The sequence below is a fragment of the Ruegeria sp. CDSC079 genome, from assembly GCF_059610505.1.
Genome location: NZ_JBXWNT010000009.1, coordinates 56,334 through 80,866, shown reverse-complemented (window position 1 = coordinate 80,866; position 24,533 = coordinate 56,334). Strand labels below are relative to the sequence as shown.

General features: G+C 56.8%; 35 protein-coding genes. 24 read left to right on the top strand and 11 right to left on the bottom strand.

What is annotated here, in order from left to right; genetic code table 11:
* Positions 1-46 precede the first annotated feature (46 nt).
* Positions 47-379, top strand: coding sequence for a putative quinol monooxygenase (locus AC2FIC_RS16660; RefSeq protein ID WP_271952393.1), 333 nt, complete (start codon positions 47-49; stop codon positions 377-379).
* Between the two features lie 2 nt (positions 380-381).
* On the opposite strand, the gene AC2FIC_RS16655 is transcribed toward AC2FIC_RS16660, so the two are convergent.
* Positions 382-990, bottom strand: a complete 609-nt coding sequence (locus AC2FIC_RS16655; RefSeq protein WP_496692767.1) for an MlaC/ttg2D family ABC transporter substrate-binding protein — start codon at positions 988-990, stop codon at positions 382-384.
* Positions 980-1,750 (bottom strand): MlaA family lipoprotein, encoded by a 771-nt coding sequence (locus tag AC2FIC_RS16650; RefSeq protein ID WP_142638706.1) that lies wholly within the window; start codon positions 1,748-1,750, stop codon positions 980-982. The genes AC2FIC_RS16655 and AC2FIC_RS16650 overlap by 11 nt, the downstream gene beginning before the upstream one ends.
* A gap of 345 nt (positions 1,751-2,095) precedes the next feature.
* Between AC2FIC_RS16650 and AC2FIC_RS16645 the strand changes: the two genes are divergently transcribed.
* The 4 genes from AC2FIC_RS16645 to AC2FIC_RS16630 are packed head-to-tail and all read left to right on the top strand — an operon-like array spanning position 2,096 to position 4,838.
* Positions 2,096-2,551, top strand: a complete 456-nt coding sequence (locus AC2FIC_RS16645; protein ID WP_142638661.1) for a RidA family protein — start codon at positions 2,096-2,098, stop codon at positions 2,549-2,551.
* Complete coding sequence (locus AC2FIC_RS16640; RefSeq protein WP_496692766.1) at positions 2,548-3,315, top strand: glycerophosphodiester phosphodiesterase family protein; 768 nt, start codon at positions 2,548-2,550, stop codon at positions 3,313-3,315. Before AC2FIC_RS16645 ends, AC2FIC_RS16640 begins: the two co-directional genes overlap by 4 nt.
* Positions 3,316-3,360: 45 nt before the next feature.
* The gene (locus AC2FIC_RS16635; RefSeq protein WP_496870193.1) at positions 3,361-4,548 is read left to right on the top strand and encodes a GNAT family N-acetyltransferase; all 1,188 of its coding nucleotides are present in this window, start codon (positions 3,361-3,363) and stop codon (positions 4,546-4,548) included.
* A complete protein-coding gene (locus AC2FIC_RS16630) occupies positions 4,545-4,838 on the top strand; it encodes a 4a-hydroxytetrahydrobiopterin dehydratase (protein ID WP_142638667.1) in 294 nt (97 codons plus the stop codon). The genes AC2FIC_RS16635 and AC2FIC_RS16630 overlap by 4 nt, the downstream gene beginning before the upstream one ends.
* Here the strand turns inward: AC2FIC_RS16630 and AC2FIC_RS16625 are convergent.
* The 4 genes from AC2FIC_RS16625 to AC2FIC_RS16610 form a co-directional block, all read right to left on the bottom strand.
* Positions 4,835-5,146 carry a hypothetical protein gene (locus AC2FIC_RS16625; protein WP_496692764.1) on the bottom strand — a complete coding sequence of 104 codons (312 nt, stop codon included), beginning with the start codon at positions 5,144-5,146 and terminating at the stop codon, positions 4,835-4,837. The genes AC2FIC_RS16630 and AC2FIC_RS16625 overlap by 4 nt on opposite strands.
* A 33-nt stretch (positions 5,147-5,179) precedes the next feature.
* A complete protein-coding gene (locus AC2FIC_RS16620) occupies positions 5,180-5,524 on the bottom strand; it encodes an EF-hand domain-containing protein (RefSeq protein WP_142638671.1) in 345 nt (114 codons plus the stop codon).
* A gap of 11 nt (positions 5,525-5,535) precedes the next feature.
* Positions 5,536-5,781 carry a glycine zipper 2TM domain-containing protein gene (locus AC2FIC_RS16615; RefSeq protein ID WP_271952399.1) on the bottom strand — a complete coding sequence of 82 codons (246 nt, stop codon included), beginning with the start codon at positions 5,779-5,781 and terminating at the stop codon, positions 5,536-5,538.
* 102 nt (positions 5,782-5,883) lie between these two features.
* The gene (locus tag AC2FIC_RS16610; protein WP_142638675.1) at positions 5,884-6,369 is read right to left on the bottom strand and encodes a peroxiredoxin; all 486 of its coding nucleotides are present in this window, start codon (positions 6,367-6,369) and stop codon (positions 5,884-5,886) included.
* Positions 6,370-6,468: 99 nt separating this feature from the next.
* On the opposite strand from AC2FIC_RS16610, the gene AC2FIC_RS16605 reads away from it, so the two are divergent.
* From AC2FIC_RS16605 to AC2FIC_RS16590, 4 genes are read left to right on the top strand one after another with little or no spacing between them, the layout of a single operon-like run.
* Complete coding sequence (locus AC2FIC_RS16605) at positions 6,469-7,680, top strand: NAD(P)/FAD-dependent oxidoreductase (protein ID WP_496692763.1); 1,212 nt, start codon at positions 6,469-6,471, stop codon at positions 7,678-7,680.
* Entirely contained in the window at positions 7,677-8,237 is a 561-nt protein-coding gene (gene rsmD, locus AC2FIC_RS16600) for a 16S rRNA (guanine(966)-N(2))-methyltransferase RsmD (RefSeq protein ID WP_496692762.1), read from the top strand. The genes AC2FIC_RS16605 and rsmD overlap by 4 nt, the downstream gene beginning before the upstream one ends.
* The gene (locus AC2FIC_RS16595; protein WP_496678389.1) at positions 8,218-8,865 is read left to right on the top strand and encodes an HAD family hydrolase; all 648 of its coding nucleotides are present in this window, start codon (positions 8,218-8,220) and stop codon (positions 8,863-8,865) included. Before rsmD ends, AC2FIC_RS16595 begins: the two co-directional genes overlap by 20 nt.
* A 24-nt stretch (positions 8,866-8,889) precedes the next feature.
* Complete coding sequence (locus AC2FIC_RS16590; RefSeq protein WP_496678387.1) at positions 8,890-9,069, top strand: hypothetical protein; 180 nt, start codon at positions 8,890-8,892, stop codon at positions 9,067-9,069.
* Here the strand turns inward: AC2FIC_RS16590 and map are convergent.
* Positions 9,057-9,869 carry a type I methionyl aminopeptidase gene (map, locus tag AC2FIC_RS16585; RefSeq protein WP_271952408.1) on the bottom strand — a complete coding sequence of 271 codons (813 nt, stop codon included), beginning with the start codon at positions 9,867-9,869 and terminating at the stop codon, positions 9,057-9,059. The two genes, AC2FIC_RS16590 and map, sit on opposite strands and share 13 nt — an antisense overlap.
* A 590-nt stretch (positions 9,870-10,459) precedes the next feature.
* On the opposite strand from map, the gene AC2FIC_RS16580 reads away from it, so the two are divergent.
* A complete protein-coding gene (locus tag AC2FIC_RS16580; protein WP_496692761.1) occupies positions 10,460-11,119 on the top strand; it encodes a sulfotransferase family 2 domain-containing protein in 660 nt (219 codons plus the stop codon).
* A gap of 221 nt (positions 11,120-11,340) precedes the next feature.
* Here the strand turns inward: AC2FIC_RS16580 and AC2FIC_RS16575 are convergent, their stop codons facing one another.
* On the bottom strand, positions 11,341-11,490 hold the full coding sequence (locus AC2FIC_RS16575) for a hypothetical protein (RefSeq protein ID WP_496692760.1): 150 nt from the start codon (positions 11,488-11,490) through the stop codon (positions 11,341-11,343).
* Positions 11,491-11,536: 46 nt separating this feature from the next.
* On the opposite strand from AC2FIC_RS16575, the gene AC2FIC_RS16570 reads away from it, so the two are divergent.
* The 5 genes from AC2FIC_RS16570 to AC2FIC_RS16550 all read left to right on the top strand — a co-directional run bounded on the left by AC2FIC_RS16570 (position 11,537) and on the right by AC2FIC_RS16550 (position 16,183).
* Positions 11,537-12,199: a hypothetical protein gene (locus AC2FIC_RS16570; RefSeq protein WP_496692759.1), complete on the top strand. Its 663-nt coding sequence runs from the start codon at positions 11,537-11,539 to the stop codon at positions 12,197-12,199.
* Positions 12,200-12,414: 215 nt separating this feature from the next.
* Positions 12,415-12,645 carry a hypothetical protein gene (locus tag AC2FIC_RS16565; protein WP_496750626.1) on the top strand — a complete coding sequence of 77 codons (231 nt, stop codon included), beginning with the start codon at positions 12,415-12,417 and terminating at the stop codon, positions 12,643-12,645.
* 688 nt (positions 12,646-13,333) lie between these two features.
* A complete protein-coding gene (locus tag AC2FIC_RS16560) occupies positions 13,334-13,900 on the top strand; it encodes an OsmC family protein (RefSeq protein WP_496692757.1) in 567 nt (188 codons plus the stop codon).
* A 27-nt stretch (positions 13,901-13,927) separates the two neighbouring features.
* The gene (locus tag AC2FIC_RS16555) at positions 13,928-15,163 is read left to right on the top strand and encodes an NAD(P)-binding domain-containing protein (RefSeq protein WP_496692756.1); all 1,236 of its coding nucleotides are present in this window, start codon (positions 13,928-13,930) and stop codon (positions 15,161-15,163) included.
* Between the two features lie 12 nt (positions 15,164-15,175).
* Complete coding sequence (locus AC2FIC_RS16550) at positions 15,176-16,183, top strand: NAD(P)H-dependent flavin oxidoreductase (RefSeq protein WP_496692755.1); 1,008 nt, start codon at positions 15,176-15,178, stop codon at positions 16,181-16,183.
* Here AC2FIC_RS16550 and AC2FIC_RS16545 read toward each other — a convergent pair.
* Complete coding sequence (locus tag AC2FIC_RS16545) at positions 16,180-16,881, bottom strand: winged helix-turn-helix transcriptional regulator (RefSeq protein WP_496692754.1); 702 nt, start codon at positions 16,879-16,881, stop codon at positions 16,180-16,182. The two genes, AC2FIC_RS16550 and AC2FIC_RS16545, sit on opposite strands and share 4 nt — an antisense overlap.
* 145 nt (positions 16,882-17,026) lie before the next feature.
* Between AC2FIC_RS16545 and AC2FIC_RS16540 the strand changes: the two genes are divergently transcribed.
* From AC2FIC_RS16540 to AC2FIC_RS16525, 4 genes are all read left to right on the top strand, one after another.
* Positions 17,027-17,587, top strand: a complete 561-nt coding sequence (locus AC2FIC_RS16540; RefSeq protein WP_496692753.1) for a carboxymuconolactone decarboxylase family protein — start codon at positions 17,027-17,029, stop codon at positions 17,585-17,587.
* Positions 17,584-17,991 (top strand): DUF6632 domain-containing protein, encoded by a 408-nt coding sequence (locus tag AC2FIC_RS16535; RefSeq protein WP_496692752.1) that lies wholly within the window; start codon positions 17,584-17,586, stop codon positions 17,989-17,991. Before AC2FIC_RS16540 ends, AC2FIC_RS16535 begins: the two co-directional genes overlap by 4 nt.
* A complete protein-coding gene (locus AC2FIC_RS16530; protein WP_496692751.1) occupies positions 17,988-18,524 on the top strand; it encodes a GNAT family N-acetyltransferase in 537 nt (178 codons plus the stop codon). The genes AC2FIC_RS16535 and AC2FIC_RS16530 overlap by 4 nt, the downstream gene beginning before the upstream one ends.
* A 64-nt stretch (positions 18,525-18,588) precedes the next feature.
* Entirely contained in the window at positions 18,589-18,831 is a 243-nt protein-coding gene (locus AC2FIC_RS16525; protein ID WP_496692750.1) for a GFA family protein, read from the top strand.
* Here AC2FIC_RS16525 and sfsA read toward each other — a convergent pair.
* Positions 18,815-19,531, bottom strand: coding sequence for a DNA/RNA nuclease SfsA (sfsA, locus tag AC2FIC_RS16520; protein ID WP_496692749.1), 717 nt, complete (start codon positions 19,529-19,531; stop codon positions 18,815-18,817). The two genes, AC2FIC_RS16525 and sfsA, sit on opposite strands and share 17 nt — an antisense overlap.
* 49 nt (positions 19,532-19,580) lie before the next feature.
* Here sfsA and AC2FIC_RS16515 point away from each other — a divergent pair, with 49 nt between their 5' ends.
* Genes AC2FIC_RS16515 through AC2FIC_RS16500 form a run of 4 tightly spaced genes read left to right on the top strand, consistent with a single transcriptional unit; the run spans position 19,581 to position 22,496 of the window.
* Complete coding sequence (locus tag AC2FIC_RS16515; RefSeq protein WP_496692748.1) at positions 19,581-20,303, top strand: competence/damage-inducible protein A; 723 nt, start codon at positions 19,581-19,583, stop codon at positions 20,301-20,303.
* Positions 20,300-21,028, top strand: a complete 729-nt coding sequence (locus AC2FIC_RS16510) for a GNAT family N-acetyltransferase (protein ID WP_496692747.1) — start codon at positions 20,300-20,302, stop codon at positions 21,026-21,028. Before AC2FIC_RS16515 ends, AC2FIC_RS16510 begins: the two co-directional genes overlap by 4 nt.
* Entirely contained in the window at positions 21,025-21,597 is a 573-nt protein-coding gene (locus AC2FIC_RS16505) for a peroxidase-related enzyme (RefSeq protein ID WP_496692746.1), read from the top strand. Before AC2FIC_RS16510 ends, AC2FIC_RS16505 begins: the two co-directional genes overlap by 4 nt.
* Positions 21,594-22,496, top strand: coding sequence for an OmpA family protein (locus tag AC2FIC_RS16500; RefSeq protein ID WP_496692745.1), 903 nt, complete (start codon positions 21,594-21,596; stop codon positions 22,494-22,496). The genes AC2FIC_RS16505 and AC2FIC_RS16500 overlap by 4 nt, the downstream gene beginning before the upstream one ends.
* 3 nt (positions 22,497-22,499) lie before the next feature.
* Here AC2FIC_RS16500 and AC2FIC_RS16495 read toward each other — a convergent pair whose 3' ends face one another.
* Positions 22,500-23,462 (bottom strand): sodium-dependent bicarbonate transport family permease, encoded by a 963-nt coding sequence (locus tag AC2FIC_RS16495; protein WP_271952066.1) that lies wholly within the window; start codon positions 23,460-23,462, stop codon positions 22,500-22,502.
* A 96-nt stretch (positions 23,463-23,558) separates the two neighbouring features.
* Here AC2FIC_RS16495 and AC2FIC_RS16490 point away from each other — a divergent pair, with 96 nt between their 5' ends.
* Positions 23,559-24,476, top strand: a complete 918-nt coding sequence (locus AC2FIC_RS16490; RefSeq protein ID WP_496679081.1) for a hydrogen peroxide-inducible genes activator — start codon at positions 23,559-23,561, stop codon at positions 24,474-24,476.
* The last annotated feature ends 57 nt before the right edge of the window (positions 24,477-24,533 follow it).

The window sequence follows — 24,533 nt, the reverse complement described above, 5'->3', positions numbered from 1 at the left end:
AGTACTGACGCCATGTCAGGCCAACGAGATTGCCCGGGGAATATCGATGATACTGGAAATTCGACATTACACACTAAAACCGGGCCGCCGAGAAGCGTTCATAGAATTCTTTGAGAAACACAATCGCGCTGCGTTGCGGGATGCAGGAATGCTTGTGTTTGGGCCGCTCAGAGATCTGGAAAATCCTGACAAAGTGCATTGGATGCGCGCGTTCTCTTCGTTGGAAGAACGCGACAGGATAAAGGACAGCTTCTATGGTGAGGCGGTCTGGAATGACCAGATCGAACCCATTGCAATGCCAATGATCGCACACTATGAGGCCGAACTGGTCGAAACTACGAGCGGATTTGAGAGTTTTGACTGCAGCAAATCGCTGTGAATTCACCCGGTTCGCTTCATATCCTTGATCAGACGGTTCAGATCACCGCCGCGCGCGTCCAGCATGGCGCCAATCTCGGTACGTTCGGTCAGCAGCATGTTCACGCCTTCGATAAACATGTTGAAGAATTTGTCGCGGCCGGATTTGTCGGACACCAGGAAGGTCACCTCAAAAGGCGAGGAGCCCTGCAACTTGACCGAGGTACGCACCTCGTATCCCGCTTTGATCTTGCGCGCATTGCGAACGGTCACCTGGCCGCCAATAAACTCGCGAAAGCGACGCCCGTATTTGCTGGAGATATAGCCCTGAAACGCGTCGGTGAACTGCCTGATCTGCGACGCACTGGCCGAGCGGCCATCGGCCCCCAACACATAGCGCGCCATGATCGGAACATCGGCATATTGCACGAAAATCTTCTCAAAATCGCGGATCATGCTCTTTTCGGATTTTCCCGAACTGATGACGCGATTGATGTCATCCACAACGCTAACGACCAACGCTTTTGCACTGGCCTCTGTCTGGGCAAAGCCTGGCAAGGGGAGGGTGGCTAGCGCCAGGCCGGCGATGCCAGATGCTATAAACTCTCTTCTCTTCAAATAATTACTCGGCATATGGATCCTCGTAGGGGTCAAGGTAGGGGTCTCTGACAGGGTCGGTCCCGATATCTGCATAGGGATCGTCATACAATCCCAGATAGGCGTCCTCATCATCGCGTGCCAGTTCGAAACGTCGATTTTGCAGGTAAATTGTTTGTGCCTGCTTATAGCTGTCAGCACTTTCATAGAGGATGGAATCGACTGTGTCCGAGAACCGTCCACGGTCGCCCATCCGCCTTACGATTTCGGCGTAGACGCCGATATTTTCGACCGGGCGCACCGGTGTGAAGTTGATCGGGTTCGAAAACAGGTTGACGACGACGCCGACCGCATCCCTGGATGTTGAGGGACCATAGAAGGGCAATTCCACATAGGCGCCTTCGCCAAAACCCCAGACGTGCAGGGTTTCACCGAAATCGGTATCCACGGGCGGCAGGTTCAATTCGCTGGCCGGGTCAGACAGACCCGCGCCACCAACGGTCGTATTGATGAGGAACCGCAGTAGGGCATTGCCCGACTGCTTCAGATTGCCCTGCAGCAGATAATCCAGAGCCTGACCCGGCATAGTCAGGTTTTCGGCAAAATGGTTGAAACTGGTCACCATCGGATCGGGCACGATCTTCACATAGCCCTTCGAGGCCGGACGGAACAGGAACCGGTCGACGCCCAGATTGAACTTGTGAATGCCGCGGTTTGTATTCTCGTAGGGATCGAAAGTATCGCCGCGCGCGGCCTGATCGGCGGGTTGGGACGCACAAGCGCCAAGAACGGTCATCAGGGTCACGACAATCAGGGGCTTGAATCTGATCTTGCTCAACACGGTATTTCAACTCCAAACGCGCCAGCCGTTTTGTGAGAGGGGCTGGACGCTCAATCAATAATGCCTGCGGCCATTTTGCGGCTCAATCTGTCGTCACATAAAGGTTTTGGGCCCATTTTGAAACAGTTCGCGTTTAACCCGGCCGACTGCATCTGGTAAAGTGACACAAGTTCAACACCTCGGGATAAGAGAAGTTACGCTTAATACGCCACTGACCGCAGTTTTACTGGTTTCACACTTTTCCAGCCGAACGATCCCGGATAGCGTCCCGCCGAGTCTATATCAGGTGAGGATCAACAGATGAGTATCGCAGCAAAACTGGAAAGCCTGGGAATCAGTCTGCCGGACGGGCCGGCGCCCGCCGCCAATTATGTGCCTTTCGTGCGGGTCGGCAATATCGTCTACGTTTCAGGACAGATTTCCAAGGATGCGGAACTGATCACCGGCAAGCTGGGTGATAACATGGATGTTGCAGCGGGTGCTGCGGCTGCCAAGGTCTGCGCGATCAATCTTCTGGCGCAGGTCAAGGCTGCTTGCGGTGGTGATATAGAAAAGCTGGTGCGTGTGATCAAACTGACAGGGTTTGTGAATTCAACCGCCGATTTCACCGACCAGCCGCAGGTGATCAATGGTGCGTCGGACTTTCTGGTCGAGGCGCTGGGCGAGGCTGGTCGCCATTCGCGCTCGGCCGTGAGTGCAGCGTCGTTGCCGTTGGGCGTCGCGGTTGAGATCGAAGGCATCTTCGAGATCGCATGACCCCGGTACTGCCCGCTACGTTCCTACAGGCCCCGATCACGCATCGGGCCCTGCACGACAAATTGGACAACCGCCCGGAAAACAGCCGGGCGGCGGTTCGTGCCGCTGTTATGGCCGGTTACGGGATTGAGATTGATCTGCAGTTGAGCGCCGACAACCGGGCTTTGGTCTTTCACGACTATGACCTGGGGCGACTGACCGGGCGACCGGGGCCAGTTCGGCAGATTTCGGCGCAGGTAGCGTCCGAGACACAGCTGTTGCACGCTGATGACGGCATTCCGACACTGGATGATGTGCTGGAAATCGTGGCGGGCAAGGTACCCCTGCTGATCGAGCTTAAGGATCAGGACGGTGTGATGGGCCTGAATGTGGGCCCGCTCGAGCGTGATACTGTACGAGCCCTTGAGGGTTATGAAGGTCCGGTGGCGCTGATGTCGTTCAACCCCAATTCGGTGGCTGAACTGGCGCGGTTGGCGCCGCATTTGCCCAGGGGGATCACGACCTGTTCGTATCAGCCCAAAGTCGAACTTTTGCCTGCGGCGGTGTGCGATTACCTGCGGGACATCCCGGATTTCGCAAGGGTCGGGGCCAGTTTCATCAGCCACGAAGCCGAAGACTTGTCCCGCCCAAGGGTTGCCGAGCTGAAGGCGCAGGGTGTTCCGGTCCTGTGCTGGACCGTTCGCTCGGCTGCGCAAGAGGCCGAGGCTCGCAAGATTGCCGATAATGTGACTTTCGAAGGGTACTTAGCCGCGCATCCGGGTTGAACCGCGCCCCTTCCGTCACAGATAAAGATCAAACGCAGAGGGCACATGGATCAGGCACAAATCGAGGTTCGGGTACTTGGATCGCTCTCGCAGATTATTGCGGCAGAGTGGGACAGCTGTGCCTGCCCCGAGGCTGCGGATGGGGGCCGTCCGCTTGATCCCTTTACCACTCATCGCTTTCTTTTGGCTTTGGAGGAAAGCGGGTCGGTCGGGCCGGGTACCGGTTGGCAGCCGCAATACCTGACGGTTTATCTGGACGGAATGTTGATCGGGGCCGCCCCGATGTACGCAAAATCGCATAGTCAGGGTGAATATATCTTCGACCACAACTGGGCGCATGCCTATGAAAACGCCGGCGGGCGGTATTATCCCAAACTGCAGATTGCCGTGCCGTTCACCCCGGCCACCGGGCGCCGCTTTCTGCTGCGGCCGGGATATCAGGCGGTGGGCATGTCCGCCTTGGTGCAGGGGGCGGTGCAGCTGGCGGTGGATAATCAGGTATCGTCGGTCCATGCGACCTTTTGCACTGAAGATGAGGCGTTGGCGGGCGCGCAGATGGGCCTGATGCTGCGCCATTCCCAGCAATTTCACTGGCTGAACGACGGGTATGCGAATTTCGATGGATTTCTGGCCGCTTTGTCCTCGCGCAAACGCAAGAACATTCGCAAGGAACGCGCGCAGGCCTGCGCCTTTGGCGGTGAAATCCGCGCGTTGACGGGTGATGACCTGCGCCCTGAACATTGGGATGCGTTCTGGGAGTTCTATCAGGATACCGGCGCTCGGAAATGGGGCGTGCCCTATCTGACGCGGCAATTCTTTGATATCGCTCAGGAAACCATGGCGGATGACATGGCATTGGTTCTGGCCGAGCGCGGCGGGTATCCGATTGCGGGCGCGCTGAACTTTATCGGGCGCGAGACGCTTTATGGCCGTTACTGGGGCTGCGTCGAACATCATGCCTGCCTGCATTTCGAACTGTGCTATTATAGGGCAATCGACTTTGCTATTGCGCAAGGCCTGGCTCGGGTCGAGGCTGGGGCGCAGGGCGAACACAAGCTGGCGCGCGGCTATCTTCCCACGCGCACGCACAGCCTGCACTGGGTCAATGACCCCAGCTTTGCCGATGCGATCAAAAAATATCTGGACGCCGAGGCCCAAGCAGTGGGAGAAGAAATCGAGATTCTGACTGATTATGGCCCGTTCAGAAAGTCGAACCCGGAGGAACACCAATGACTGAACTTCTGTCGACCGAGACCCGTGGCCCCTTGCTGGACCCGCTGTTCAAAAGCGGCTGGACCATGGTCAAGGACCGGGATGCGATCACCAAGACCTTTATGTTCGAGGACTTCGTCCACGCCTTTGGTTGGATGACCCAAGTGTCTATGTTTGCCGAGAAATGGAACCATCATCCCGAATGGTTCAATGTCTACCGCACGGTCGAGGTGACGCTGTCCACCCATGATGTCGGCGGGCTTTCGGCGCTGGACGCCAAACTGGCCCGCAAGATGGACAGCCTGGTCTAACCGCTGTCACCGCGTGATCCGACACCACCGGCAAGGCTGGCAACCTGACCCAGCCGCCTGAACTCGGCTGAGGTGACCAGGTTGTCACTAACGTCGATTTCGGCAGGTATCCGGGTAGTTCTGTTGCCGATCATGCGCACGGACCGTGCTGCGGGGTTGATGTCGAGACAACGCCGGTCATAGCAGGTCAGGCCATTGGTACTGATCTCTATCCTCGGTTGGCCATCAGGGCCGGTCACAATAGGGGCCTGCGGCACATCACATGCCGCAAGCAACCCCAACGCAAAAAGAGCACTCCATTTGGTCATTGCATACTCCTGTCTGGCCCAAGGCCGCAGAGCCTAGTCCAGTTGACCGTTGCTGTTCTGATCAGCAGAAATAAAATCTTCGGTCATATGCTGATCGTATTCCGTTCTTGAAATATTACTATCCCGGTCCCGGTCAACCTTTTGGAATTGCTTTATATCCAGAAACGGCTTGGCTTCATCCAGGCCCAATGTGCCGTTCTTGTCCTCATCCATCGTCTGGAACGCATAGTCGGAAAAGGCGTCGAACTCATCTTTCGACAGGAAGCCGTCATTATTGGTGTCGATGGCCTTAAGCTCATTCTCATGCAGCTCTGCCACGGTTTCGGCCGTAGCGGCACCCGCCAGGGACAACATCGACAGGACGATTGCGGTTTTCATCTTCATCCCTCTCAACATGCGAACCTCTGACCTTCAACGCCGCCGACCGCAGCACCCGCTGCCGTCAGAATGGTTTTCCCGGAACCGCCTCCAAATTGATTGCCGATGACGCCGCCCAGCAAGGCACCACCCACTGTGCCGCTCAGGCAGGCGATCTCATGCTGTCGTGCGGCCTGTTGCTGCGGGGTAGGGGCCGGTCCACAAGCGCCAAGTGCGCCGGTCAGACCTAAAAGAAAGGTAAATGTCTTTAGGTTCATAAACAAACTCCCTGATGAATATGTACCAAGTATTCGCCCATCATAAGAGTGTCGCAAGTTAAATTGCGAAAATGGCCCCAGCAGCACTGGGGCCAGATCAGGTCAGATAACCTCTAACAGCCCTTCACCTGCGGAAATCTCGCAGACGCCGGGATTTTCCTCCAGGTTCATGGCGACCACTTTGCCGTCTTCGACCAGCATCGCATAGCGCTTGGACCTGCCGATCAGACCAACGGGCGGGGCGTCGAAATCCATCCCGATGGCTTTGGTGAATTCTGACGCCGCATCGGCCAACATGGTTAGGCCAGTCGCAGTTGCGCCGGTGGACTCACCCCAGGCGCTCATGACAAAGGGATCGTTGACCGAGATGCAGATGATTTCTTCCACGCCTTTTGCATCGAACTGGTCTTTGGTACGCATAAAGCTTGGAACATGCGCCGTTGTGCACGTGCCGGTATAGGCGCCGGGCACGGCGAAAATGACAACCTTGCGCCCTTTGGTCTTGTCCGAAACGCGGACCTCTTCAGGGCCATTTGCCCCCATTTGGGTCAATGTGGCGTCGGGCAGAGTGTCACCTGTTGAAATCATTTTTTCGCTCCTGTCATTTGGATTTGCAGAGTCGGGCCTAGCCGCAATATAGGTGAGCTAACAAAAGTGACCACGGGAATTCGACAGGGTGAGGGGAATATGAGCCATATTGTCGTGATTGGCGCTGGCCAGGCAGGTGCTTCGCTTGTCGCCCGGCTGCGCAAAGATGGGTTCGACGGCGAGATTACTCTGATCGGCGCAGAGCCGCATTTGCCCTATCAGAGACCGCCTTTGTCCAAGGCCTATCTTTTGGGTGAGATGGGGCTAGAGCGCCTCTTCCTGCGCCCCGAGAATTTCTATGCCGAAAACAACATCACCCTGCGCCTTGGTCAGCGTGTGACCGGTATTGACCCGCAGGCCAAGACGGTGACGCTGGGTGATGAGGTTGTTTCTTATGATGAGCTGGCCCTGACCACTGGATCGGACCCGCGCCGCCTTCCTGCTGCTATCGGTGGCGATCTGGACGGGGTGCATGTGGTGCGTGATCTGGCCCATGTGGACGAAATGGAACCCTATGTGTCCGAAGGCGCGCGTGCGCTGATCGTGGGCGGAGGATACATCGGGCTTGAGGCCGCAGCCGTTTGCGCCAAGCGCGGGGTCAAGGTGACCCTGGTTGAAATGGCCAACCGCATTCTGCAACGGGTCGCCGCCCCTGAAACCAGTGACTATTTCAGAACGCTGCATTCCGAATATGGCGCCGATATCCGCGAAGGTGTCGGGTTGGACCGACTGCTGGGTGAAAACGGCAAGGTCACCGGCGCGGTGCTGACCGATGGAACAGAACTGGCGGTCGATTTCGTTGTTGTCGGCGTTGGCATCGCTCCTGCAACCCAACTGGCCGAGATGGCCGGGCTTGAGCTGGACAATGGCATCAAGACCGATGCGCATGGGCGCACCTCTGATCCGTCGATCTGGGCGGCGGGCGATTGCGCCTCATTCCCGCATGCTGGCGGGCGTATCCGTCTGGAAAGCGTGCCAAACGCGATTGATCAGGCCGAGATTGTTGCCCAGAACATGTTGGGCGCGGCAAAGGATTATACCGCGACCCCGTGGTTCTGGTCGGATCAGTATGACGTCAAACTGCAGATCGCGGGCTTGAACACCGGGTATGACCGGGTGGTGACCCGCAATGGTGACGGGCAGACCGTGTCCTTCTGGTACTATAAGGGCGATCAGCTGATCGCGGTCGACGCGATGAACGATCCGCGTGCCTATATGGTTGGTAAGCGTCTGATTGAAAGCGGAAAAACAGCTGATCCTGCTATTGTGGCCGACCCGGATGCGGACCTGAAACCGCTGCTCAGAGCGTGAGGATCATCGCCGGAGCCTTCCGAGGTCGGGCTTTGGCCTCGGTCGGCAAGGGGGACGCCGGCGCGCATCTGCGCCCGACCACAGACCGGGTACGCGAAAGCCTGTTCAACGTACTGGCCCATCAGATTGATTTTGACGGGCTGCGCGTGTTGGACCTGTTCGCAGGCACCGGTGCGCTGGGGCTTGAGGCCTTGTCGCGCGGTGCGGCACATGTGAGCTTTGTCGATGATGGCCGCGTGTCACAGGGCCTGATCCGCAAGAATATCGACCTGACCCGCAGCTCTGACTGTACCGAGCTGATCCGTCGCGACGCAACGCGGCTGGGGGCCAATCCCGACGCGCCTTATGACCTGATCTTCCTGGACCCGCCCTATGGCAAATCCCTTGGGCAAAAGGCGATTGCGGCTCTTTCTGACGGCTGGTTCGCACAAGGCGCCCTTGTCGTCTGGGAGGAAAACGCGCCCATGCAGCCGCCCGACGGGTTCGTGTTGCATAACAGCCGCAAATATGGCGACACGCATATCACCCTGATGTGGAATGGCGATCCGGATGCATGATCTGGTGATCTTTGATTGCGACGGAGTCCTGGTCGACAGTGAGCCGCTGTCCAATCAGGTACTGGTCGACAATCTTGCCCGTTATGGCCTGAACCTGACAATCGAAGACAGTATGAAGCTGTTCGTTGGGGGCACCATGACCGGGGTGCGGGACAAAGCCCGGGCGCTGGGCGCGGAGCTGCCCACAGGCTGGGTTGATGAGGTCTATGCGGAAACCTATGACCGGCTCCGACTTGGCGTGCAGCTGATGCCCGGCGTGGCGGACCTGCTGGCGGTTCTCGAGGCAAACGGGCTGCCCTTCTGTGTCGCCTCGAACGGCAGCCCGGACAAGATGCAGATCACTTTGGGTCAGAACGGGTTATGGGATCGGTTTCGCGATGTCGCCTTTTCGGCCCATGTCCTGAGAACGGCCAAGCCGGACCCGACATTGTTTCTGACTGCGGCTGAACGCTTCAACGCGTCAAACCCTCTGGTGATCGAGGACAGCCTCAGCGGCGTGACCGCAGCAAGCAGGGCACATATGCGCTGTTTGGCCTATGCACCGCATGGTGGCGGTAAAAAACTGGCCGCTGCGGGGGGCGAAGTCTTCTCTGACATGGCGCAGGTTCCGGCGCTTTTGGGGATTTGACCCGGTCATGTTACCCTGCGGGGCATGGACCGTGCACTGACCCCGTCGAATTGGTCACTTCCGCAAGAGGCTGACACCGCAACCGATCCCCAGCGCACGCCTCTGCGCGCGCCGGTTTTCATCCATGATGCGGTCACGCCATGGGGGCAGGAAACCCTGCTGCTAAAGCTGCTACGGGATCAGGCGGCGGATCAGGAAGAATAGGTCGGGTGGTACTTGCCGCCTGGCGACAGGGTAAAGATCTCGACCCCATCTGCCGTTACACCGACCGAGTGCTCAAACTGTGCCGACAGTGACTTGTCGCGCGTCACGGCGGTCCAGTCATCGGCCAACGTCTTGGTCTCGGGGCGGCCCAGATTGACCATCGGCTCGATGGTAAAGAACATGCCCTCTTCCAGAACCGCACCAGTGCCCGGACGGCCATAGTGCAGAACGTTTGGCGGTGCATGGAAGACCCGGCCCAGCCCGTGGCCGCAAAAATCGCGGACTACGCTCATCCGGTGTGCCTCGACAAATGATTGAATCGCGTGGCCGATATCGCCGAACGTGTTGCCGGGTTTGACCATCTCGATGCCCTTGAACAGGGCATCATGAGTGATCTGGATCAACCGTTCGGCTTTGCGCGGCAGCTTTCCCGCTACATACATGCGCGAGGTATCCCCGAACCAGCCGTCGACAATAACGGTCACGTCGATATTCAGGATATCGCCATCCTTCAGCTTTTTGTCGCCGGGAATGCCGTGGCAGACCACATGATTGACGCTGATACAGCTGGCATGCTGATAGCCCTTATATCCAATCGTGGCCGAAGTTGCGCCCGCATCCTCGACCATCTGCGTGATGAGCCCGTCAATCGCGCCAGTGGTCTGGCCGACGAACACATGATCGGCAATATCATCCAATATCCGCGCAGCCAAAGCCCCTGCCGCCTGCATGCCGGCAAAGTCACCCTGTTCATAGATACGGATACCGTCCTTGGTCAGACGGCCACGATGTTCTTTCATCGATGCGAGGCTCCAAATATTTCGCGCAGCACCCTTTTTACGCTGCTTGTGCAGAAAGTACCAGAGGGCGCACGGTCGCGGGTTAAGATGGGGATCAATGCCGTGGCTTCAAGGATTGGTCGGATCGCCTTTGTTTGGGCGGATCCTTTTTCTGAGCTCTATGCCCAGCCAGAGAGGTTCCGCCAATGTCGGCTTGGCAGACATCTTGCGGGTCATCCTCCCTTGGTGAGCGGCTGGTGGTTGCTTTCTGTGCCCATCTCGAAAAAGACCCGATGCAACGAACTATGGATTGCTGCGGATGCGAAAGGACACATAGGGCAGATCCGAGAGCGGTCGTTCAAACTCACATTTTCAAACTTACTGCGCCGGGTGGCCCCGTTTTTGACTAATCCCGCAAAAAGCACAACCGTCTGCTAGCCTGACTAAAGCGACAACCGAAGCTTCTTGCAAGGTGTTCGACCCAGTTAATCGGGAGTGCAAAACCGCCCTCATTCGCGGTCTCTTCAATAGGCGAAACAAAGTTATTGCTTTCTCTCTATCAACGATCTTGCTAGAAAACGCGGCGCTATCGACACGGGAGGGAAGCCCATATGTTACTTAGCTTTTTTACGGCAAGACGCATCAAATGCGACTGTCCGACGTGCGGCTGCCCAGGTTCCGGAGGACGAGGAAACTATACTTTTCGGTATGTAAACGCACCTTTGGTCTATTTTGACGTCCCCAAGAGTGCTTCTAGTTCTATCCGCAGATCTTTCTTTGGAGAAGATGAAAGCAAAAGCCTTCGTCATCTGCCCCTTTTTTCAAAGAACCTTTTTCGATTTTCTTTTGTCCGGAACCCTTGGTCCAGAGCTGTGTCGAATTGGAAGATGTTTACGACGCAGCCTTTTCGCGTGAATCAACTGCGTTCTATGGGTGGGCGAGAAGACATGGACTTTCTGCAGTTCCTTCAATTCTCGAAAGAGAAGGTCAATCATCATTGGCTTCCTCAATCTCTTTACGTACCTTTGGAGTTGGATTTCTTAGGGAAACTGGAGAACTTCGCATCCGACTTCGAGGTCGTTGAACAAGTTGCGCTCGAATATGGTCTTTTCGATGTGAGAAGCACACCACCGCACCTTAATAAGAGCAGCACTGAGAAAGTTCACTATTCAAGCTACTACGGCCCCCGTGAAAGAGAGATAGTCGACCAAGTTTATAAACTCGACATTGAACGATTTGAGTACGAGTTTGAAACACGCGCCGTTGACTAAGCCGCCCAGAGACTCAGCTCAGTCCACGACCGAGTCATTACCGACGCAATATTACAGGAGATGGGACGAACGGCAGGAATGCGAAAGCTGCATCGCGGCGAAAATAGCAGATCTGTGCGTTTGGATTGGACCGTACTAATGAAACGAGGAGGCGGCCTTCCGCGCATTGCGCCAGTCCGTTCGTCATGCAAAATTGGTCACCCAGGGCTCAAACTACCCCTTCAACGCTTCTGCATGAACGATAGTTTTTCGGCTAAGTTCACCCAAATCGCCCTCAGGCGATATCCGCGTGCCGTAGACCAGTTTCTCGACACCCCTAGCTGCGCCGCCTCGAACGCCGCTGCATAGGTCGGGTCGATATCTGCGGCCATGGCAATTCGTCCACAATCGCCGTTTTGCCATTCCACAACCTGAGCGATGATCCAGAACAGTTTTTTCAGTGATGGTATTACAGAAGACATCATCACAGGATTGTCGCGCTTTTGCACGCTTCAGTTGGTCTCAAGGAACGCCTCTTTTCGCTTCCGAGGCAAGGAAGCCGATCCAGCTGAAATTGCAGCGACTTTGGGCGCGGATTATCTTGTCGAAGGTAGTGTGCGAAAAGCAGGGAGCCGGGTCAGAGTTTCGGTGCAGCTCTCCGACTCAATTTCGGGATCGCAGTTGTGGTCGGATCGAAATGATCGTGAATTAGAGGATATTTTGGAGGTTCAAGACGATGTGACACGAAGCATCGTGGCGGTCCTCCCCGGGCGGGTTCAGCACGATGTTGACGATCGTTCGACCCGAAAGCCAGAAAATGAAATGAAGGCTTACGAGCTAATGCTAAAGGGCAAAGCCCTTCGCGAGGGCCTGAATGCCCGAGATACGACAAAGGCACGGGCCCTGCTAGAACGGGCGGTAGCCCTCGACCCGACAATCGCGCGATCGTTCATGTACCTTTCAGATACCTATGCCATTGATATTTGGCTAGGGTTAGCGGGTACCGAAGCGACCAACCATGTATTGCACATTTCTCGAAAGAGGGCGGCACTGGACAACCGGGATGTCTACATCCAGGACCAACTCTGTTTCGCCTATTAGTGCGCAGGCCTTTGGCAAGAGGCTGAGACCCAGTTTGAAAAAACGCTGTCTTTGATCGAAAACGAGGCAGAGTCCATGGCTTGGTGTGGATACGCCTTTCTTTTGCTCGAGAGGCATGAGAAGGCGCGTGAGGTCGTATCTGAGGCAATGCAGTTGGATCCTTTGCACCCCCCGGCCATCGATTGGATTATGGGAGAGGCTTGGCTCAATTCCTTGTGACAGCATTCGTGGCGGCCTTCTATGCAAAGCTTGATCGTCAGGCAGAGGCCGAAGCAGCCCTCGTTGATTTTACAGCCGAGCGTCGCGACGAACTCATGAGCCGAGGTATCCGAGTGAATGAAGAAACCGTTTCTACTCTCACTCATGGGTTTCAGACGATGTGGCGGCAACCAGATGATTTCGAACACCTTGCTGCTGGCCTACGCGCAGCCGGTTTGCCCAGTTGAACTTAAGTATAGAAATTGCTTTCGACTTTGTAGGGCTGGACCAGACCTTGGAGGCAGAAGGAAATTCGGGGTTCAGACACATTTACTTGGATGAGGACGGCCTAGAGCAGCCACTCGATCCGGCCCTGTCATGCTGCGGTGCAGCCCGCCATTGCCGCCGTTGATACATGGCGCAGCATTCACAAAGGATCAGTTTTATTGTTGGGGCAAACCAATCCCTGATGCGTTTCTAAATAAGGGTACGATCGGATTGATTTGATTCCAGTTGCCCAACATCATGTCCAAGCCTGAACTCGGTGGTATCAATCCGGTCTCAAACCTAATAAACCTGCCTGCAACCAAGAGAGGACACCCAATGCCTAAATCCAAAAAGCCCAAGGCGAGGCGCCCGGGTGCAAACCCTGTCAAGAAGCCTGCTTGGCATCAAGCGCTCAACGGTACTGCCGGACAACATGGGGAGCGGCCTACCAAGACAGGCAAAAAGGCACAGAACAAATCGGCTTAGGCAAATAGCCAATTTCGCCAGATCCATCCTTCGCAATGCTAGCGGCGTTAGCTTCTTTTTCTTACTATCAAATATGTAGTGGATTGCTTTCGACCGTGAAGTTTCTCGCAGAGCGCGTGTTCCCTAGAAGTCGTCGTATCGAGCCGCACCGACAGCTCAACACACTTCTAAAGGAACAACACAATGACCACGCAACCCCAAGACAAGCCCGTTTCAAATGGCGTAAATACCGAGGCCCTGATCGGGGCACGGGGCGCATTTGCCGAGATGCCAAAAGCTGCGTCCTTCACATTCCGCAGCACTTGCGACTGGGTCGACGGCAGTGAAAGCCGCAACACCATCAATGGCTATTTTGGCCTGGGTGAAGAACACACACGCAAAGAAACTTTTTCAATTTGCTCGGACCATCCAGAAGTTTTCGCTGCTCGTGACAGCGCGCCGACCCCCCCGGAAATCGCATTGTCCGCATTGGCGAGCTGCCTGACCGGTGGCATCGCTGCAGTTGCGCAACATCGGGGCATCCAACTGCATGACGTACAATGCGTTGTCGAGGGTGATATGGATATGCGCGGGATATTGGGCATGGACCCCGACATTCGCAACGGCTTCAGCGCAGTCCGTGTGACCTTTGATATCGATGCGGACGCAAGCGACGATGACATTCGCGCTTTGGTCGCACAGTCACAAAAACGATCCACTGTTTTTGATCTTATGACCAATCCGACCAACGTACATGTGGTCGTCGCCTAGGCCGCGATTGCTACAGGAGCGAGCGTCATGCGACATATTTCGACTGTCATCATTGGCGCCGGGCAAGCCGGGCTCGCAATGAGCAAGTGTCTTTCGGACCGTTCCGTTGCGCATGTTGTGGTGGAGCGGGGCGAGGTGGCGCAGTCCTGGATGAAAGACAGGTGGGACAGCCTGCGGCTGCTTACTCCAAATTGGCAGTCAAGGTTGCCGGGGTATGGGTATAAAGGACCTGATCCGGACGGGTATATGAACATGCCCCAGATCACTGGTTATCTGCGTGACTATGCCCATGCGATCGATGCCCCGGTCGAAGAGCACACAGCTGTTCATTCTGTGACCTCTCACGGGAACAACTATCTGGTTCGCACCAACAAGGGCGATTGGATCTGCGACCATGTCGTTGTCGCCAGTGGGGCTTGCGCACGGCCTAAACTGCCTCAGTTGGCGGGCGCTGTTCCGGAAGGCGTCACGCAGCTGTCGCTCGGAACGTATAAATCGCCTGATCAAGTTGCAAAGGGCGGTGTGCTGGTGGTTGGAGGGTCAGCCAGCGGCGTGCAGGTTGCCGCTGAACTCTGCAAAGCGGGGCATGCTGTGACCCTTGCCGTTGGGGAGCATATCCGTGCGCCGCGGCGTTATCGTGGGCGGGATATTCAATGGTGGATGGATCGTAGCGGCATTCTGGACGTCCGCGTCAAGGATGTGGACGATATCGAACGCGCCCGCCGCGTGCCCTCGTTCCAACTGATGGGTGATTCTGGAATAGGCTCCATTGACCTGAATACGCTTCAGCCGATGGGGGTTGCAGTAACGGGTCGACTGGTCGGCATTCAAAACGGTATGGCGCAGTTTTCCGGCTCAGTTGCCAATCACTGTGCCATGTCGGACTTGAAGATCGGCCGCCTTCTTAAGCATTTCGACGACTGGGCCGAACGCGTGAACATTACAGGCCTTCCCGAGGCGCAGCTGTTGCCCCCGACGTTATTGTCCAACCCGCCACACCTCATGTCCAATCTGAGAAACGGAGCGATCTGCACCATCATCTGGGCAACGGGTTATTCCCCCGAATTCAGTTGGCTGAAGCTTCCTGTGTTCGACCGGAAAAGCATTTTAGTCCACGATCAGGGCATCGTTGCACCCGGTCTATACGTCCTGGGATTGCCCTTCATGCGGCGTCGGAAGTCGGCGCTGATTGATGGCGTGGGCGGTGATGCGCAGGCCCTTTCCGATCACCTTATTGCCAATCGAAACCGCCACGCGGCTTGAAGGAGTTCAATCATGAACAAGGCGATCAAAACCCACGCAATTTCAACGGCGTTTACAGATCTGGTTGCGGTTGATCACCCTATCGCGCTGGCCCCCATGGCCGGCGCCGTGGAAAGCGACTTGGCTGCTGCTGTTGGCAATGCAGGCGGCTATCCGATCATGCCCTTCTCGTGGAGCAGCAGAGAGACTATTGAGGCTGAACTTACAAACCTGCGGGCAAAGACCGGTGCGCCATTTGCCGTAAACCTTTGCCTCGACATGCCGCAAGAAGCCCGATTAGAGCTTTGCCTATCGCATCGCCCTCATGCTGTGCATTTCTTCTGGGGGGATGCAGCGCCCTTCGTAAAACAAGTGCATGCCAGCGGGGCATTGGTAATCCAAACCGTCTCGTCTGCGAATGAGGCAAAACGCGCCGTTGATGCGGGCGTTGATGTGTTGGTCGCGCAGGGTTGGGAAGCAGGCGGGCATGTTCGTGGGGCCGTTGCGACCCTGCCGCTGATCCCGGCCGTCGTGGATGTGGCAGGATCGGTGCCAGTTCTGGCGGCCGGAGGTATCTCGGACGGGCGCGGGTTGGCTGCGGTCCTCTGTTTGGGGGCCAGCGGCGTTGTCATGGGAACTCGTTTTCTGGCAACCCCAGAAAGTGCGGCGCATTCCGAATACATCGCACAGCTTTTAGCGGCCCAGCATTCAGACACAGTCCATGAGACCGATCTTTATAATGTTGGATGGTCAAATGCTGCACATCGCGTGCTGCGTAACGCCGTAGCGGATCGTTGGCTAGCAGAGGGTCGCCCCGGCAATCGGGCACGTCACCGGTCCGGTGAAACGGTTGCAATGCGAGGCATCGCCCCAATCAAGGCCTATCAATCCACGACACCCCATCATTCGATGACCGGTGAGATTGAAGCGTTATCGATGTGGGCAGGTCAAAGCGTTGGCCTGGTGAACAGCACTGAACCCGCTGGAACGATTGTCGACAGTATTATGGCACAGGCCGGCGCTGCGCTAAGATTGTCCTAACGTGTTGCCAAAATCTCTTCGGCATTCGGCAAGCTTGCAAAAATGCAATCGGAAAGCCAGCTTGATATATTACGTGTCAGAGCCGCCGGTCCGATGATCTCCATCGTGCCAGAGGCTTTGGCAGCCTTATAGGTCGTGTGACCCAACCATGCATCCGCCATCGCGCGCACCTTGGTTGTGATGAATACGTCCACGTCCAGACCGGGGTCGGTTGTGCAGACATCAACATTGCCACCTTCAACCGTGATCCACCATTTAGGTTGCTCAGCGAAATCCGTAAACTGGAACAACACGACCGTTCTGCTGCCGGGCAGGTTCTCGGGAACAATACTTCGTTGAAGATAAAGCATCAAAAGTTCGACGTCGTAATCCGCGTCGCTCATAAACGCCTTTGACCATTCCATGCCCCAACTTCCAAGTGCCAGTAGGATTGGCTGCAGCTGCCGGCAGCTTGCGGTTGGTAGGTATTCGTGCCCCCGACCGCCTTGAATACGACGCTTATAGACAAGGTCATACTCCTCGAGCGTGACCAATCTGCGCGTCAAAAGCGTGGGAGAGATCGCGCCCAACCCACGCTGGAGCTCTGAAAAACGTGTGCTGCCCATCAACAGTTCGCGTACAATCAGCATGGTCCATTTTTCGCCCAAGATTTCAGTTGATTTGGCGATGGGGCACCATTGGCCATAGCTGTGCGACATCAAAGTTACTCCAGAAAGTGTAGTAAGGCACTCCAATCGGTATAGTGCTTTGCTCCAATCTGTAAAGCATCGCGTAGGGACGCCGTCAGATAGATCTCATGACATCAAGCAGCCCAACTGCGGATCTGCAAAACAGAGAGTGCTTATGACCCTATCCATACACACGCCCCAGACAGCGGCCCCACAATCACGTCCGATATTCAACGCGATCACGCAGGCACGTGGCTTTGTTCCTAACGTTTATGCCGTCTATGGCGGTCTTCCTGATGCGATGACCGGGTTTGCCGGGCTGACCGGCGCCTTTGGGAACAGCAGCCTGTCGCCCGCCGAACGCGAGGTGATCCAACTTGCGGTTAGCGTGGCCAACAAGTGCCGCTACTGCGTCGCAGGTCACACAGCTTTTGCTGCTGATGCCGAACTGAGTGACAGCCATGTTCAAGCGATGCGTGCGGGGCGCGACCCTGAAGACGATCGTCTTGGTGCTCTGGCACGGTTTGCCCGGAAACTCACAATAGACCGTGGTCGTGACTGCACCGAAGAATACGCGGAATTTTTGGCGGCAGGTTATCACCCAGAGCAGGCGCTGGAGGTAATCATAGGCGTTGCAAACAAGACGCTAAGCAACATGACCGCCAACTTACTGGACCTGCCGCTAGACGCGGAATTTGCGCCCTATGCATGGACTCCTAAGGCAGACGCAGCATGAGCCCCGAAAGCCGCGCGAAGGGATTAAAGATCGCCTTGGCCCTGTTTGGGACCATCTGTTTTCTGATCTATCCACTGGCCGTTATCTGGCCTTCGGGGTGGGTCTGGCATGGTGGCGGAGGTCAGCACTATTTCCAGATGATCTGCGGTATTTACGCGGTTCTGGGATGGTTCCTGATCCGGGCATCCTCAGCCCCGCAAAACCATATGAGTCTGATCAGTTTTGCCATCTGGTCCAGTATCGTCCACGCAGCGATTATGGCCGCTCAAGTCAGCCGGGACCATATGGAGATCGGTCATTTGGTGGGCGATATCCCAGCCCTGATCATTATGGCTGCGGTGCTTTGGTATCTGTCGCCACGCCGATCAGAGACACCCAGAACCAGCGAAGGAACACCCAAATGAAAACCGCAGCTCTGCAGCGCGTGGCCGTCAAGACCGCCCAGACACCCGCTGAAATCGCCGCCATACAAAACATGATGCGCGCCTTGGTTGATTGGTTGTTCGTGCGCCATCACGCCTATCGCGATCTCGTCGCCCGCTATTTCGACCCGGTTGAATTTGAACGAGAGCTCTCAGACCTGCATCGCATATATGGAGCGCCCACAGGAACGCTGTTAATCGCAACCATTGATAAGGAATTCGTTGGGTGTGTCGGACTGCGCGCACTCGATTCAGAAAATTGCGAAATGAAGCGCATGTTCGTCGATCCGAAATTTCACGGGCAAGGCGTAGGTCAGGCTCTTGCAACGCATCTTACCCACCGTGCCCGCGAATTTGGGTACTCAAGAATGTATCTTGATACCGGGCCAGAACAAATTGAGGCACGAGGATTGTATCAAAAGCTCGGTTTTAAGCCGATCAAACCCTATTATGATGTCAGCGAGGAAATGGCGGATTGGCTAACCTTCATGGTCCTGCAACTCGACCCACAATGACTGGATCAAAGTTGGGGACTGACTATGACAGCACTGCGTGTAATGACGCATTTCTCAGATACTCATGGAAGATATCTGCCTGGTCGTGACTGCTGACCCAATGATCGTACATTGTTGTCATTGCTCTATGTGCCAGCGGCAAACAGGCAGCGCATTCGCCGCAATCCCACTTCTTACGGCAGACAATGGGTGTTTAGATCAGGATGGCCAGCGCCCCGGTTTTCTTGCTCACGCAGAGAATCCCACGTTGCTAGAAGGTCGAATTCACAGGATGGGATCAAAGGGCCTTTTCAACGCTTCTGCATGAACGATTGGCTTTCGGTCACGTTTACCCAAACCCCTTCAGGCGATATCCGTGTGCCATAGACCAATTTCTCGACACCCCTAGCTTGCGCCGCCTCGAACGCCGCTGCATAGGTCGGGTCGATATCTGCGGCCAATGCAATTCGTTCACAATCAGTGCGCTGGACCAGATACAGCAGGATTGCGCGATGCCCCTGGTCCACCATAGCCGTCAGTTCCCCTAGATGTTTGGTTCCGCGCGCTGTGACGCTGTCGGGGAATTCGGCCAGACCGGTTTCGCGAGACAGGGTCACGCATTTGACCTCGACATAAGCGTCCTGAAGGCCCGGCTGGGTCAGCAGGAAATCAACGCGGCTGTTCTCGCCGTATTTCACCTCAGGGCGTACAGTTTCATACATTGCCAGTTCGGGGATCTCCCGCGCGATCAATGCCGCGCGCAACGCCCGGTTCGGGACGGATGTATCCACGCCGGTGAAATGCCCGTTTTCGTGATCGACCAGCCGCCAGCCATATTTCAGCTTTTTCTTCGGGTCGTCATTGGGCTCCAACCATATTTTCTCGCCCGGGTCGGCCAGTCCCATCATCGAGCCGGGATTGGCGCAATGCGCTGTCACCTCGCGCCCGTCCTCAAGCCTGCAATCGGCTAGAAAGCGTTTATAGCGGCGGATCAGGTGGGCGGGGACAAGAGGGGTTTCAAATCGCATGCTTCAGGGCCTATACCTGCGGAAAGGGTCGATCAAGGGGGCGCAGGCCATGCAAAATCCAACCGCAGCCATGCTGGTGATCGGGGATGAAATCCTGTCGGGTCGCACCCGCGACGCAAACATGCATTATCTCGCGCAGGAGCTGACCAAGCAAGGGATCGACCTGAAAGAGGTCCGTGTGGTCAGCGATGACGCCGCTGCAATCGAAGCCGCCGTTCAGGCGTTGTCGGAAAATTTTGATCATGTCTTCACCAGCGGCGGGATTGGACCGACCCATGATGATATCACCGCCGATTGCATCGCCCGTGCCTTTGGCGCACATATCGACATCCGCGACGATGCCCGCGCTTTGCTTGAAGCGCATTACGAGAAATCCGGGCTGGAACTGAACACTGCCCGTTTGCGCATGGCGCGCATCCCTGATGGTGCCGCGCTGATCGACAATCCGGTGTCGACCGCGCCAGGCTTTACCATCGGCAATGTTCATGTGATGGCTGGGGTGCCCTCGGTCTTTCAGGCGATGGTGGCGAGTGTATTGCCGGGTCTGACCGGCGGTGTTCCTCTGCTGTCCCAGACCTTGCGGGTGGATCGCGGCGAAGGCGATATCGCCGCCCCCCTTGCGGCACTAGCAGCGGATTTTCAGGATCTGTCCATCGGGTGTTATCCGTTTCAGATCAACGGTGTGTTTGGCGCCAATGTGGTCATTCGCGGAACCGAAGGTGCCCGGATCGACGCGGCCTCAACCCGGTTGGCGAAAGAGCTTGGTCTGTGAGCGTTACCTGGCCTGACGTCGTCGAGGGTACATGGCCATCTGCGCAGCGCCAAAAGCTGGGGCCGTTTCTGGTGCGTCAGGGTCTGGGCGGCGGATCGCGGGTAAGTGCGGCCAATGCGCTGGGGCCTGCCTCGGATGAGGATATTGCGGCGGCCGAGGTCGCGATGCAGGCACTGGGGCAAAAGCGCATCTTTTGCCTGTGGCCAGGGGACGAGGCGCTGGATGCGCAGCTTGAAGGCCGAGGCTATTCCGTGTTGGATCCGGTCAATATTTACACCTGCCCGGTTGAGCATCTGACTGATCTTCCGCTCCCCCGCGTAACGGTGTTCTCGATATGGGAGCCGCTGGCAATCATGCGTGAGATCTGGGCCGAAGGCGGGATTGGACCAGAGCGGCTGGCCGTGATGGAGCGAGCCCCGGGTCCAAAGACCGGCCTGCTGCTTCGCCATAGTGACCAACCTGCTGGTACCGGGTTTGTTGCGATGCACGGGGACGTGGCCATGGTCCACGCACTTGAGATTTTGCCCGCTCATCGCCGTCAGGGCCTGGGCCAATGGGCGATGCGCGCGGCTGCGCTCTGGGCACAGGATCAGGGCGCCGTGACGCTCAGCGTGATTTGCACCAAGGCGAATGCGGGTGCCAATGGCCTTTATCGCGCGCTTGGGATGGAGCTTGCCGGAGAATACCATTACCGTCAGCTGGCTGAAGGAGAGAACCCAAAGTGACCGATCTTACCCTACCCACCGCGCTGAACCTTCCGATGGTGGATCCGCTGCCGCCGGAGACGCAGAAATATTTCGACATTTGCGTCGAAAAGCTGGGTTTTGTGCCCAACGTTCTGCGGGCCTATGCCTTTGACATCGACAAGCTGAACGCGTTCACCGCGATGTATAATGATCTGATGCTAGCGGATAGTGGGTTGTCCAAGCTTGAACGCGAGATGATCGCGGTGGTCGTGTCGGCAATAAACAAGTGTTTCTATTGCCTTGTCGCACATGGGGCGGCTGTCAGGCAGTTGTCGGGTGATCCGCAACTGGGCGAAATGCTGGTCATGAACTACCGGGTTGCGCCTTTGGATCAGCGGCAGCGTGCCATGCTGGATTTCGCGGCCAAAATGACCACCGAAAGCACCAAGATCGAAGAGCCCGACCGACAGGTCCTGCGGGATGCCGGGTTTAGCGACCGCGATATCTGGGACATTGCCAACGTGACCGGCTTTTTCAACATGTCGAACCGTGTTGCAAGCGCGACCGCGATGTCCCCCAACCCCGAGTATCACGCCCAATCAAGATGATCCGCCGTCTCGTTATATTCCTGTTGCTCATGGCATCGCCTGTTGTCGGGCAGGAGCTGACGCTTCCTTCGGGTACGCGATTGGTCAGCGACCGCACGAGCCCGTTGGACAGCTATGACCTGCCCACTGGCCCCTATACCGACGGAGCAGTCCCGGCGCGCCGGGTCGAAGGGCGGGTCGAGCGCTATACCTGGCGGCTGCAGGCCGGGTCCAGCACCACTTTGCAGCTGCTAGCCCCGTTGCGGGAACAGATCAAAGCCCAGGGGTATGAGGTTCTCTTTGACTGCGACGCCCGCAGTTGCGGCGGCTTCGATTTTCGCTTTGGAACCGAAGTTGTCCCCACGCCTGACATGTATGTGGCCATCCAGGACTATCGCTTTTTGTCCGCTGCCAAGGGCGACGAAGTTCTGAGCCTGTTGGTCAGCCGAAACCCGCCCGATGGCTATGTGCAGATGATCCGCGTGTCACCTGAAGGGGCCGAAGCCGCGCCTCCGTTGGTGATCGAAGAAGAGGTCGATCAGGCACAGGGGCTGTTGGCAGAGCTTGCACAGGAGGGCCATGTGATTCTGGGTGATCTGCATTTTCGCACGGGCGAGATAACCCTGGGTGACGGGCCTTTCGGCTCTCTGAATGAGATTGCGCAGTATCTGTCGGACAATCCCGGAACGCGGCTGGCTCTGGTCGGGCACACGGATGATACTGGCGCACTCGAGGCCAACATATCGGTCAGCACCGGCCGGGCGCAGACCGTGCGCGCCCGGTTGATCGAGAAATACGGCGTGGCCTCCGACCGGGTCGAGGCGCGGGGGATCGGCTATCTGGCTCCGATCACCTCGAATGCAACGGCCGAAGGTCGCGATTTGAACCGCCGGGTCGAGGCGGTTCTGCTGATCAACTGATCCCTACATCACCCACCACAGGTACAGCGGCAGCCCGATCGTGATGTTGAACGGGAAGGACACACCCAGCGACAGGGTCAGATAGATCCCGGCCTCGGCCTTTGGCAGCGCGATCTTCATCGCCGCGGGCACAGCGATATACGAGGCGGATGCAGACAGGACCATGAACAGGAACAGGCTGCCTTCGGGCAGGCCGATCACCGCCCCGACCACCCAGGCCATCGCAGCGCCGATCAGGGGCATCAGCATTCCAAAGGCAAACAGACCCAGCGAGAGCTTGTCGCGGTTCTTGATCAGGCTGCGCCCCGCGGAAATGCCCATATCCAGCAGGAAAAGGCACAGGATGCCGGTGAAGGGTGTGACGATGAAGGGCGCAATCATCTGCATCCCTTCGCCACCCGTGACCGCGCCGATCAGGAAAGCCCCGGTCAGCAGGACAATCGACCCGTTTGCCAAAAGATCACGCCACAGCCCCTTGTCCTTGACGCCATTACTGCTGGTTTTATGCGCCAACCACAGGGCCGACAGGATGGCCGGAACCTCCATTGCGGCGGCAACAGCGACCATGAACCCATCATGGCTGAGCCCTACCAGATCCAGCAGGCTGATGGCAGTGACGAAAGTCACGATTGAGATTGACCCATAATGCCCGGCAACAGCCGCCGCATTCAACGCGTCCAACCGTGTCATGACCCGGAGCAGGCCGAATGCCACAAAGGGGATGACAAAAGACAACCCCACACCGCCTAGCAAAGTCAGGAACAGATCCATGTGGATGCCATGCTCGGCCAGGCTGCTGCCGCCTTTGAAGCCGATGGCCAGCAGCAGATACAGCGACATGAACTTGGCTGCCCCACCGGGGATCGACAGATCGCTGCGGGCAAAAGCCGCTAGCAGCCCGAGGACGAAGAAAAGGATGGTTGGGACCAGCAAGTTGCTGGAAAGGGTTTCGATTACGCTGGGCATTTTGGCTCCTGTCCCGATTTCACGGGCTAAGTGCCTTGCCTATATTTGTTATCCAAATATTATCTTTCTAAATTTTGGATAGTTTAAAGCTATGAAATGCGCCCAACACTAAGGCAACTGGAATATATCGTTACGGTCAGCCGACTGGGTCGATTTGGATTGGCAGCTGAGGTTCTGAATGTCAGCCAGCCCAGCCTCTCGGCGCAAATTGCCTCTGTAGAACAAGAACTTGGCCTGCGCATCTTTGATCGTAACCGGGGTGGTGTTCAGGTGACTGCCAAAGGCCAAGAGTTCATCGAGCGCGCCCAGAAGATCCTTGCCGATGTCCGGGATCTGCGCCACGCGATGAGCAGCGAGACACCGGTCTCAGGACGGCTAAGGCTGGGCGTGTTGCCCTCAATCGGGCCCTACCTGCTGCCTCAGGTCATCAAAAAGGTCCATCAAGACCGCCCCGGTCTGCGCATTGTCGTGCGCGAGGAAAACACGCGTGATCTGGAACAAGGGCTGAAATCCGGTCGGTTCGATCTGATCCTGTCCACGCCCGAGGACCATCCGAACACAATCCAGCAGCGCCTGTTCAACGAATCCCTGTGGATCGGGGTCGCTGTGGATGATGTGCTGGCGGGTGATACCCAGGGTGTCACCGCCCAGGATTTGCGCGACCGGCTGATCCTGACCCTGGACCAAAGCCACCGTCTGTCCCGGATCGTCTATGCGCTTGCGGCGGAATGCGGCGGGGTGGTGTCGGATGAATACGAGGGCACCACGCTTGATTCCATCGTGCTGATGGCAGCCTCGGGGGTTGGGGTTGCGGTGTTGCCGGACCTGTATGCAAGACGTCAGGGGATTTACCGCGATGAAGTCCATTTGCGCCCGTTGACCATAACAAATGCCAACCGCGATATCGCGCTTCTTTCCCGCAGAAAAGAAGCTGATCTGCCCGGACAGAATATCCTGATCCAATCCTTGCGTACGGTCGCGCAGAGTATGGGGCTGGCCGTGTTAAGCGACTAAAAAAATGGCCCACACAACATGTGCGGGCCGTTCAGTTTCCACCGGGAGAAATTAGAA